Here is a 10,231-nt window from a genome sequence, read left to right on the forward strand (position 1 = left end):
GGGGCGGTGCTGGCGTGCGACCGCGGCGCCGGGCCGCCCGGGGCCGCGGTCGCACGCCGTTTCAGCGTGGAGGCGGCGCCAGCGTGCCGATGAACGCGGCGAGGCTGCGTAGCGCCCGGCCCCGATGGCTGATCAGGTCCTTCTCGTCCGCTGTGAGCTCGGCGTTGGTCCGGGTCGAGCCTTCGGCGACGAACAACGGGTCGTAGCCGAAGCCCCCCGTGCCCCGTGCCCGGGTGAGCAGCCGCCCCCGCAGGGTGCCGTAGACGACGTGCTCGAGGCCGTCCGGGGTGACCAGTGCCGCGGCGCACACGAACGCCGCGCCGCGCCGCTCCTCGTCGTCGACGTCGTCGAGCTGGGCCAGCAGCAGGGCGTTGTTGGCGGCGTCCCGGTCGGCCCGGCTTCCGTCACGGATCCCGGACCAGCGCGCCGAGCGCACCCCGGGCATCCCGGCGAGCTCGTCCACGGTGAGCCCGGAGTCGTCGGCGATCGCCGCGAGACCCGTCGCGGCCACGGCGGCGCGTGCCTTGATGAGGGCGTTCTCGGCGAAGGTCGAACCTGTCTCGGGCACCTCGGGGCCGTCGGGCAGCGCGACGACGTCGACGCCCAGCCCGGTCGCGGCGAGGATGCGGCCCAGCTCGGCCAGTTTCGCCTCGTTGCGGCTGGCGAGCACGACCTGGCGTGGCACCGCGCTCACCGTGACCCCGCGCCCTTCCCGCCACTGCCATTGCCGGCGCCGGCGCGTTCCGGGGCGGGCGGGCCGGCGGCCGGCGGGGCGGCCAGCGCGGCGTTCTGGATCTCGGTCAGGCGGGTGCAGCCGGCCACGGCGAGGTCGAGCAGCTCGTCGAGCGTCGACCGTTCGAACGGGGTGCCCTCGGCCGTCCCCTGGACCTCGACGAAGCCACCCGAGCCGGTGCGGACGACGTTCATGTCCGTGTCGGCGGTCGAGTCCTCGGTGTAGGCGAGGTCGAGCATGGGCACGCCGCCGACCACGCCGACGCTGACCGCGCAGACACTGGTGACGATCGCCGCGGGACGTCCCAGCCACCGGCAGGCGTCGGCGAGCGCCACGTAGGCGCCGGTGATCGCGGCCGTGCGGGTGCCGCCGTCGGCGAGCAGCACGTCACAGTCGATGGCGATGGTGTTCTCGCCGAGGGCCTTCAGGTCGATCGCGGCCCGCAGGCTGCGCCCGATCAGCCGGGAGATCTCGTGGGTCCGCCCGCCGATCCGCCCGCGGACGGACTCCCGGTCGTTGCGGGTGTGCGTGGCTCGCGGCAGCATCGAGTACTCGGCCGTCACCCAGCCCAGGCCGCTGCCCTTGCGCCACCGGGGCACCCCCTCGGTGACGGAGGCCGCGCACAGCACCCTGGTCCGGCCGGCGGAGATCAGCGCCGACCCCTCCGCGTGCTCCTGCCAGCCCCGCTCGATCGTCACGTCGCGGAGCTGGTCCGTGGTTCTGCCATCGACTCTGATCACGGGAGGAGACCCTATCGGCGCAGGCCGGCCGGGGTTGCGCCGGACGGCCCGCGAACGTGCTCAGGCGTGCTCAGATCTCGTAGGAGGTGCCGGTGCTCGCGAGCGTCAGATCGCCGTCGAACGCGTCCGCGGCCTCGCCGTGGGTGCGTTCCACGTTGCCCCAGGGCACGAGGTGGGTCAGCACCAGCCGCCCGACACCGGCGCGGGTCGCGTGCTCACCGGCGTCCTTGCCGGTCAGGTGCAGGTCGGGCGGGTTGTCCTCGCCGTCGAGGAACGACGCCTCGCACAGGAACAGGTCGCTGTCGTGGGCCAGCCGGACGAGCCGGTCGCACACCCCGGTGTCGCCGGAGTAGGTGAGCGTCTTCCCGCCGGCCGTCACCCGCACCCCGTAGGCCTCGATCGGGTGCGCGACCCGGGCCAGGTCGATGGCGAACGGCCCGACGTGCAGGCGGCCGGGACCGATCGTGCGGAAGTCGTAGATGTCGGCCAGGGAGTCGTCCGGCCAGCGCTCGAACGCGCCGCACAGCCGCTCCTGGGTGTTGATCGGCCCGTACACCGGGAGCTTGGGTGGCATCCCCTCCGGGTGGTAGCGCCGGGCGTAGGACGTCGCGACCAGGTCGAGGCAGTGGTCGCCGTGCAGGTGGCTCAGCAGCACCGCGTCGACGTCCCGGATGTCGCAGTGCCGTTGCAGCTCACCCATGGAGCCGTTGCCGGCGTCGAGGACGAGCCGGAAGCCCTCGTCCTCGATCAGGTAGGAGGAGCAGGCCGAAGCGGGGCCCGGGTAGGTGCCGGAACAGCCCAGGATCGTCAGTTTCATCGTCCTACCGCCTGTGCCTGCCGGGGGGCCGCCGCCGGGGCGATGCTCACCGCCGTGATCTCGGGGCCCAGGAAACGGCGGCCCACCCGCGCGAACGCGGCGGGATCACCGGTGGTCAGGAAGCGATGCGCCGGGGGCGGCAGGTCGGGGTCGCGGAAGAGGCCGTCGCGGGCGAGCACCCGGTAGGTGTCCTTGGCCGTCTCCTCGGCGCTGCTCACCAGTGTGACGCCCTCTCCCATGACGAGACCGATGACGCCGGTCAACAGTGGATAGTGGGTGCATCCGAGAATCACTGTGTCCACGTCGGCTTCCTGCAACGGTGCCAGATACGCCTCGGTGAGTCCCAGCAACTGCCGGCCGGACGTGATGCCGCGCTCGACGAAGTCGACGAAGGCCGGGCACGCCACGCTGACCAGCTCGGTGCCCGCGGCCGCCGCGAAGGCGTCCTCGTAGGCCCGGCTGGTGATCGTGGCGACCGTTCCGATGACTCCCACTCGACCACTCCGTGTTGCCGCGACGGCACGGCGGGTCGCGGGCACGATGACCTCGACCACCGGTACGTCGTAGCGTTCCCGGGCATCGCGCAGGCATGCCGCGCTCGCGGAATTGCACGCGATGACGAGAAGTTTCACACCCGCGGAGACGAGTTCGTCCAGTGCGGCGAGGGCGTACCGGCGCACCTCGGCGATCGGCCGCGGCCCGTAGGGGGCGTGCGCGGTGTCGCCGATGTAGAGCAGCGACTCTCCTGGCAGCTGGTCCAGGATCGCGCGCGCAACGGTGAGACCGCCGACTCCACTGTCGAACACCCCGATGGGCGCGCCGCTCATGAGCGATGAGACTAAGCCGGAAACCTGCTGCTCACCCTGTGGCTGTCATCACGAAACCAATGTCCGATCCCGGACAGACGTCTCGTCGCGGACATGCCCGCCGCCGCGGGACGGCCTTCGCATCCCCGGCATTCCGCCAGGCCGCGCCGGCCCGGCAGTGCCTCGCCGGACAGCGTAAGGACGAACCGTTCGACGTGTCATCGTGACCGATCTCTCCGGGACGGCAGCTGCCCGTCTCCAAACCCCTCCCGATGGTCGCCCGGCGCGTTCAGGTGGGTACTCCATACGGGGACAGGGGCAGCAAACAGGGTGTAGTCTAGAACTGCCTGTAATCGATCAGTGACTAAAAGCTATCGAGCAGGTAGGTTGAGGACGCGACTGAGGTGTCCGGGTCGTTCCAATCCGTCCCCGGCCCGCGACACCCCAGTCGCATCCTCGATCATGCCCCGGTACCCCCGAGAGTGGTGGTCGGCCGCTGCGGCGGCCAACGCGGCGGCCTGGGTCCGTGTGGTCGCTGAGCTGCGGGTCGGGCACGGCCGGCCCGTGGCGGGGTGGCCGGTCGGCCCGGTGCGAGGCGGCCGGTCGGCCCACTGTCCGTGGACCTGGCGATTTTGGTCCGTAGTGCCGCTGACCTGCGGCGCCGTCTCTCGGTGGCACTGTCGGCTTGGCGTCGATCCACCCCACCGGCCCCGTCCGAGGCGTAGGAAGGCATCGTGGCGCGGTTGAGGGTGGAGGCGGTCGGTGTTTTCGGCATCGCCCTCGGGGGGATGTTGATGCACACCGTCCCGATGCCGTCGGCATGGGTGTGGTTGGTCGCAATGATCTTCGTCGTCGTCCTGGGGGTCAACATCACTGCCTGGCTTGTGGTCCCGCGGGTCATCGGATCCGTCGTCGCGTCCATCCGTCCGCTTCCGGCCGGCGGGGGCTCGTTCGACCGCGACCGCGACGCGGAGTGGTCGTCGTCCTCGGAGTGGCAGCCGGAGGCGTGGTCGTCGAGCTGGGACTACGCCGGCGGGGACGGCCCCGACGCGGGTGACGGCGACGGTGACGGCGCCGACGAGGACTGGTCCGTCGGACGTCCCGGCAGCGGGCAGGGACGCCGGCGCGTGCGCGGGCATGACGGCTCCTCGTCGACCGGCGGCGCCTCGTACGGCTTCGGCGTGTCCAGTTGGTGAGCCGCCAGTCCAGCTGGTGAGGCGGGTCCAGCCCAGCGGCGGAGTCAGCCCAGCAGGTGGCGCCGGTGGCGCCAGGCGAGAGCGATGAGGGCGGCGCCGGCGGCCTGCATCGGTTCGTGGTGGACCAGCCGATCAACGGTCCGCTCGGTGAAGGGGATCCCCGGGGTCCGGCGTTCTGGTCGCGGGCCGGTGGCGGTGTCGGCGCGGTCGGGCTCAGAGACGGCTGGCCTGGAGGCGTCCAACCGCGCGAGGTTCTCGCCCTCCGCGTTCGTGCCGACGAGGCCGGCGAACAGCTCGTCGAAGGCCGGCGCGTCGAAGACCGCGACGGTGAGAAGGTCGGTGGCGAAGGTCAGCGGGTCCACACCGAGCCCGAGCACGGACACCCGCACCGCGCCCGACTGCCGGGCCGCGGCCAGATCCGCCGCGAACGGCCAGCGCCCGTAGTCGATGGGCCGTGTGTCGCTGCCGTACTCCTCGGCCGTGCCCAGCAGCTCCTCGGAGTACTCGCGGGTGATCGAACGCCACAGGTCGAAGTCGTTGCGGATGTTCCACTCCGCCGGCCCGGAGGGCTGGAACACTCCGACCGGCACCACCTGCAGCAGACCACCGGCGTGACCCACCTTCGCCGGGTCCCGGCGGTGGAGGAGCACGGTCGCCGTCCCCGTCCGGCGATCCCGGCGGATCGTCAGGGTGCTGATGGCCATGCTCGCCGGCCGCCGGTGAAGCTCCCAGGGCATGCCCACCGCCCGCCGCACAGGAAGACCCTCCGCGCCCTGCGTGGCGGCCGCGTACTCGTGCGCGCAGGCCTCGCCGACGTCGAGCCCGTCGAAATAGCTGCCGAGCCCGAACGACAGGGTGCCGCACGCCCCCGGCAGTGCCAGGTCGGCGTCGTACAGCCGGTAGGTGGGGAGATCGACGAACAGCGCCGGCGGGTCCAGGTGGGCCACCGCCGCCGCGTAGCCGCCGTAGCGGCTGCCATCCGCGCGCAGTGGCCGGATGCCCTCACTCACCGGCTCCCGCCCGGTCAGCCCGCCGGGCTGCTCCCGACCCGGGTCGAGGTCGATCACCACCGAGTCGATCGGCACCGGCTCCGGCGGGATCCACCCCGGTGCCGCCAGCAGCGGCGTGCCGGCGACCCGCGCGTCCGGCGGGTACTCCTGTGCCGCCAGGACGGCGAGCGGGTGCCGCCGCCGTTTCAGCTCGCCCCGGACCCGCAGCCACTCCCGCTCGTCCGCCGTCATGCCGCCGGAAGCTCCCTCGGACATCCGCCTCACCCGTCCCTCACGCCTCCACGTCCCGGCCAGCCGTCCAGCCCCGTTCCCGGGAACCTTCCGGTGGCGGCTGATGACAATGAGAGCGCCGTCAGCCCGTGGCGAACCCGTCAGACGACCGGCCGCACGTGCCTCGCGCAGGCGCCGCCTCGCCCGGGGGTCCCGTTCGGGTATCTCGTCCGAAGCAAGTCGTCCCGGCGGTATCCGGCGGTATATGGAGAGGCTGCGACAACTCACTTCGCCGCGCGGCGGCCAGCCCCGCGCATCCGTCGCCGGGTCAGTCGGTGTCCTGGAGCGGGCCGAGGACCTCGTCGGCGAATCGTCGCATCCCGTCGATCGCCTCGCGGGAACGGGTCCACGGCCGGACGATCAGGCGGGTGACGCCGGCCTCGGCGTAGGGCGTGACGTCGGACGGACGGCTCACCTCGCCGTTGAACGTGACCTCGACGGGGGTGGTGCGCCCCGCGCGCTCAGCCAGCTCCGCGAGCCGGGCCAGCGAGCCGGGCAGGTCGGCGAGCTTGTGGTTCATCGGCATCCAGCCGGTTCCCACGGTCGCGGCGCGGCGGAGGGCCGCCGGCCCGTCCCCACCGATGTGCAGCGCCGGGCCCGGCCGCTGAACCGGCTTGGGCTCGAACGCGACCGCCCCGAAGTCGAAGAACTCGCCGTGGTGCTCGACGACGTCCTCGCTCCACAGCCGACGGCACACCTCGATGGTCTCGTCCACCCGTGGGCCGCGACGGTCGAAGTCGAGACCGACCGCCTCCCACTCCGAGCGGAGCCAGCTCGCGCCGATCCCGAGCGCGAGCCGCCCGCCGGAGAGAATGTCCACGGTCGTCGCCGCCCGCGCCGTCACGAACGGATGCCGCAGGCCGATGTTGTAGACGTTCGTGCCGAGCAGGATCCGCGTCGTCCGCGCCGCCAGGTGGCTGAGGAGCGCCAGCGCGTCGAAGATCGGGACGTTGGACGGGATCGGCGGATGATCCGATCCCTGGTGCGGGCTGCCCGCCGAGACGACCGGCACGACGAGGTGCTCAGGAACCCAGATCGACTCGAACCCGAGGCGATCCGCCTCCTCCGTGACCTCGTTCCACAACCGAGGGTTGACCCCGCCGAGGTGCAGTCCGAACTTCATCGGGGCAGACTACGCCCTGTCAGCGCAGAGACGCCCGGACACGGGAAGACCGGGAAGAAGGCAACGACCTGTGACACGGGCCGACAGCCCCTTGGACCACTGGGAACCCGCAGGCCTGACCGAAACGGCTTCGATCTTCGCCGCCTTTCCCGCCCCGTGGTGGATCGCCGGCGGATACGCGATCGAACTCGCGGTAGGTCACCAGTTCCGCGGGCACTCCGACATCGACGTCGCCGTGCTCCGCCGGGACCAGCTGGCCGTCCAGCGGGTCCTGGTCGGGTGGGAATGGTGGGCCGCCGATCCTCCCGGCGCACTACGGCGCTGGGAGCCGGGCGAGACGCTGCCGTTCGGCATCCACGACATCTGGTGCAGGCGAACTCCCGATGGGCCGTGGCGGATCCAGGTCATGCTGGAGGAAGCCGCCGGGACGGACTGGGTGTCGCGGCGTGATCCCCGGATCCGGCGTCCGGTCTCCTCGCTCGGACACGCCGGCCCCACGGGCATCCCCTATATCGCGCCGGAGGTGCAGCTCCTTTACAAGTCCCAGGCGTCACGCCCGAAAGACGAGATTGACTTCGCTGCCGTGCTTCCGCTGCTGGCAACAGATCGGCGACGATGGCTCAGCGACGCACTCGCCGCCACCCACCCCTGGCAGCGGCGGCTCTCCCCGGACGCAAAGATAGATCTGATCGTCCTGTACTGCTCCGACCTCTCCGCCTGTCACGAGTTCTACCAAGATCTCGGTCTGGAGTTCAGGCGGGAGCGTCATGGGACCGGCCCCGACCACTACGCCGCCACCTTCGCCGACGGAGCTGTTCTCGAGCTCTACCCGGCAGGAGCCCGGGGGCCGACGGGACGGGTCCGGATCGGACTCACGGTACGGCGAGCGGACCTGGGTGATAGGCAACTCACGCCGGGCCGTCATGTGCTCCAGGACCCGGAAGGCCACGCGGTCGACGTCCAGGTAGTGGGCTGAGTCGCCGTCGCCCGCCTGCGTCAACCTGGCCGGGCGCGCGCCGAACGCGCTGATTCGCCCGACTACCTGCTTTAGGATGCTCCCGTGTCCGCGCCGATTCGTGTCGTTGTCGTCGACGACCACGCGCTTTCCCGCCGCGATCTGGAAGCGGCGCTGGCGGCCGAGGCCGACATCGAGGTCGTGGGCAGCGCGGTGAACAGCCCGGCGGCCGTGACGCTCGCCTCCGAATCCCGCCCGGATGTTGCGCTGGTGGACGTCGAAGCGCCCTACGAAGATGGCATTCGGGCAGTGAGTGCGCTCAAGCGTGCTCTTTCAGTCGTGCGGATCCTGATATTGACGACGAGTGACGATGAGGCCCACCTTTTCGGTGCCGTCAGGGCGGGTGCCGTGGGCTACCTGTTGAAGCCGCGGTCGATGGGCGAGCTCACTGCAGCCGTCCGGTCGGTTCACAACGGGGCGAGCATCATCGGTCCGAGCGTGGCATCGCGGGTCATGAACGAATTCGCCGCCACGGCACGCTCGGAAAAGTCGCCGGCAATGCCACACCTTACCGTTCGTGAGTTGGATGTTCTCAAGCTCATGGTCGAGGGGCGCGCGAACCAGGAAATCTCGCGCCGCCTGTTGATCAGCGAGAACACGGTGAAAAACCATATCAGGAACATCCTGGAAAAGCTCCAGTTCTGTGCCCGCATGTGAGCGGACGTCAAGTGCTGGGCTACGAATCGTCCGTCAGAAAGCGCCGGAAAATCACCATGGGTCGTCCTGGGCTGTTGTAGCCCGGCTAAGTGGATTTAGGTGACGCGTGGCTGGGACGGCGAGGGGAAGGCGACGAGGGAGCCTGCCAGGCTGTGGTCGTCCTCGACGACCCGGCCTGAACCGTGGAAGTGGTCGAGGAAGAGCGGTGGAGCCGGTGACCCGCTCACCAGGACAGATGCACGTGGCGATGGCCGTGGTGCGGCCATCGATCCAGATGGGATGCGGATCGCGCTATTCTGCTGCCACGGCCAGAAGAATCGGGGGGATCATGCACGGCAACGAGTTCGCGACGATGGAATGGATCTGGGACCAAGGTTCCATCCGAATCAACCTGCCCGGGGGCCGGGAGATGATGGTGGCCGGTTCCTACAACGAGGTGGTAGCGGAGCTCGGCAAACTTGGTGGGCAGGGCTGGGACGTCGCCTCGTCAACCGCATCCAGTAACTGGATCTTCTGGACGTTGCGACGGGCCTCCCACGCGCATGACCGGGCACTGGGAACCCGCTAGCCCGGCCGAGGTGGCCTCGATTTTCGCCGCGTTTCCCGCTCCATGATGGATCGCCGGCGGATACGCGATCGGACTCGCTGTGGGTAACCAGTTCCGGGAGCACTCCGACATCGACGTCGCCGTGCTCCGCCGGGACCAACTCGCCGTCCGGCGGGTTCTCGTGGGATGGGAATGGTGGGCGGCCGACCCTCCTGGAACGCTGCGGTTTCCGGGACCCGGGTGAGGCGCTGCCATACGGGGTTCACGATATCTGGTGCAGAGTACGGGTGGGGCAATGGTTCGGGTCCCCCCGGACGTGGACAACGAGTTCGACTGAAGCAGTCGCCGACTGCGTGCACCGACTCTGCGTACGTAAAGCCCCGGTGCGGGTGATCTGGTCGGTGGGAAGCCGGTGGGGTGGTCGCCGAAGGCTGGCAGCGGTGGCGGGTCGCCCGGCGCTCGCGCATGCTTGGCCGACAACGAATGGGGGTGGGCCCATGCCGACATCCATCACCACTCACCATCCATCCGACTTCCGGCCAGCGAGCTGAAACCGACTTCCTCCGATCCGACCGGCCTTGTCCCCGGCGGATTTCTCCCGGCAATCAGGATCAGCCGGACGACCCGACAACCCGATCAGCCCGTCCGCACGCCAGAGCAGTGTTATCTGCTCCAGGAAAAAGGAATGGGTGGTGCATCATGAGGATGGCGCACGCGATTTCTGGTGCGACAGTCGCACTGGTCCTGGGTCTGCTGTTCATGGCGGTTCCGGCGCGAGCCGGAGGGCCAACGGTAACTCCGGCTACACCGGTGTCTCCGGGCGCACCGGTCACACCGGTCACACCGGTCCTGACGGGCATCAGCACGGCACACGCGGCCAGTGCCCGCGTGGACCTCGTCCGGTTCCACTTCCAGCTGGCCGCCCCCGCCGAGGTCACCGTCCAGTACGTGCCGGCCTCGGAACTGATACAGGACGGCTCCGGCCTTCCCGTCGCCGTGCGGGGCCGGTCCTTCGTCAAGGTGGTCTTCCGCAATGCGGCGGCCCATGACGAGGAGGGCAGGGCTACGGCTCCGCGCAACCTGTTCCCGGTCCGCGCGACCACCAATGTTGTCCAGGTGCGGTCGGGTGGCGACTTCGAGGGCGTGGTCACATACTTCATCGGCCTGCGCCAGCCCGCGCCCGGACCGCAGGTACAGCCGACGGCGCAGCACATCGGCACCAGCGTGATCGTGGCGATCCCGACCCGATAACCCGGCGGGACCAAGGGGTGCAACGGGCCCGGGGGGCCGGGGGGGGGGGCGCCCGCGCGCCGGCGG

11 protein-coding genes and 1 pseudogene are annotated in these 10,231 nt (G+C 70.5%); 6 read left to right on the forward strand and 6 right to left on the reverse strand.

Annotated elements, in window-relative coordinates; all coding sequences use genetic code 11:
* Positions 1-61 precede the first annotated feature (61 nt).
* The 4 genes from rdgB to murI form a co-directional block, all read right to left on the reverse strand.
* Positions 62-694: an RdgB/HAM1 family non-canonical purine NTP pyrophosphatase gene (gene rdgB, locus MXD62_RS37415; protein WP_248834045.1), complete on the reverse strand. Its 633-nt coding sequence runs from the start codon at positions 692-694 to the stop codon at positions 62-64.
* Positions 691-1,473 (reverse strand): ribonuclease PH, encoded by a 783-nt coding sequence (gene rph / locus MXD62_RS37420; RefSeq protein WP_308301386.1) that lies wholly within the window; start codon positions 1,471-1,473, stop codon positions 691-693. The genes rdgB and rph overlap by 4 nt, the downstream gene beginning before the upstream one ends.
* A gap of 70 nt (positions 1,474-1,543) precedes the next feature.
* The gene (locus MXD62_RS37425) at positions 1,544-2,290 is read right to left on the reverse strand and encodes an MBL fold metallo-hydrolase (RefSeq protein ID WP_071060429.1); all 747 of its coding nucleotides are present in this window, start codon (positions 2,288-2,290) and stop codon (positions 1,544-1,546) included.
* Complete coding sequence (gene murI, locus MXD62_RS37430) at positions 2,287-3,117, reverse strand: glutamate racemase (RefSeq protein ID WP_020463103.1); 831 nt, start codon at positions 3,115-3,117, stop codon at positions 2,287-2,289. The genes MXD62_RS37425 and murI overlap by 4 nt, the downstream gene beginning before the upstream one ends.
* Positions 3,118-3,830: 713 nt before the next feature.
* Here murI and MXD62_RS37435 point away from each other — a divergent pair.
* Positions 3,831-4,292, forward strand: coding sequence for a hypothetical protein (locus MXD62_RS37435; RefSeq protein WP_248834046.1), 462 nt, complete (start codon positions 3,831-3,833; stop codon positions 4,290-4,292).
* Between the two features lie 44 nt (positions 4,293-4,336).
* On the opposite strand, the gene MXD62_RS37440 is transcribed toward MXD62_RS37435, so the two are convergent.
* On the reverse strand, positions 4,337-5,557 hold the full coding sequence (locus MXD62_RS37440) for a transcriptional regulator (protein ID WP_248834047.1): 1,221 nt from the start codon (positions 5,555-5,557) through the stop codon (positions 4,337-4,339).
* A 283-nt stretch (positions 5,558-5,840) separates the two neighbouring features.
* On the reverse strand, positions 5,841-6,695 hold the full coding sequence (locus MXD62_RS37445; protein WP_248834048.1) for a TIGR03619 family F420-dependent LLM class oxidoreductase: 855 nt from the start codon (positions 6,693-6,695) through the stop codon (positions 5,841-5,843).
* A 70-nt stretch (positions 6,696-6,765) separates the two neighbouring features.
* Between MXD62_RS37445 and MXD62_RS37450 the strand changes: the two genes are divergently transcribed.
* From MXD62_RS37450 to MXD62_RS37465, 5 genes and pseudogenes are all read left to right on the forward strand, one after another.
* Positions 6,766-7,671 carry a VOC family protein gene (locus tag MXD62_RS37450; protein ID WP_248834049.1) on the forward strand — a complete coding sequence of 302 codons (906 nt, stop codon included), beginning with the start codon at positions 6,766-6,768 and terminating at the stop codon, positions 7,669-7,671.
* An 84-nt stretch (positions 7,672-7,755) separates the two neighbouring features.
* Positions 7,756-8,367: a response regulator transcription factor gene (locus MXD62_RS37455; RefSeq protein WP_248834050.1), complete on the forward strand. Its 612-nt coding sequence runs from the start codon at positions 7,756-7,758 to the stop codon at positions 8,365-8,367.
* A 205-nt stretch (positions 8,368-8,572) separates the two neighbouring features.
* Complete coding sequence (locus MXD62_RS37460) at positions 8,573-8,935, forward strand: hypothetical protein (RefSeq protein ID WP_248834051.1); 363 nt, start codon at positions 8,573-8,575, stop codon at positions 8,933-8,935.
* Positions 8,910-9,195 (forward strand): annotated as a pseudogene (locus MXD62_RS41180) (glyoxalase/bleomycin resistance/dioxygenase family protein); the annotation flags it as partial. The gene MXD62_RS37460 and the pseudogene MXD62_RS41180, both read left to right, overlap by 26 nt.
* 607 nt (positions 9,196-9,802) lie before the next feature.
* Positions 9,803-10,165, forward strand: a complete 363-nt coding sequence (locus MXD62_RS37465; RefSeq protein ID WP_248834052.1) for a hypothetical protein — start codon at positions 9,803-9,805, stop codon at positions 10,163-10,165.
* The last annotated feature ends 66 nt before the right edge of the window (positions 10,166-10,231 follow it).

It is taken from the genome of Frankia sp. Mgl5 (assembly GCF_023242985.1).
In the GTDB taxonomy this organism is placed as follows: domain Bacteria; phylum Actinomycetota; class Actinomycetes; order Frankiales; family Frankiaceae; genus Parafrankia; species Parafrankia soli.

Excerpts from the sequence above, each read along its gene's own strand:
- MXD62_RS37425 (WP_071060429.1), bottom strand. The coding sequence starts at position 2,290 with ATGAAACTGACGATCCTGGGCTGTTCCGGCACCTACCCGGGCCCCGCT.
- murI (WP_020463103.1), bottom strand. The coding sequence starts at position 3,117 with ATGAGCGGCGCGCCCATCGGGGTGTTCGACAGTGGAGTCGGCGGTCTC.
- MXD62_RS37440 (WP_248834047.1), bottom strand. The coding sequence starts at position 5,557 with ATGTCCGAGGGAGCTTCCGGCGGCATGACGGCGGACGAGCGGGAGTGG.
- MXD62_RS37445 (WP_248834048.1), bottom strand. The coding sequence starts at position 6,695 with ATGAAGTTCGGACTGCACCTCGGCGGGGTCAACCCTCGGTTGTGGAAC.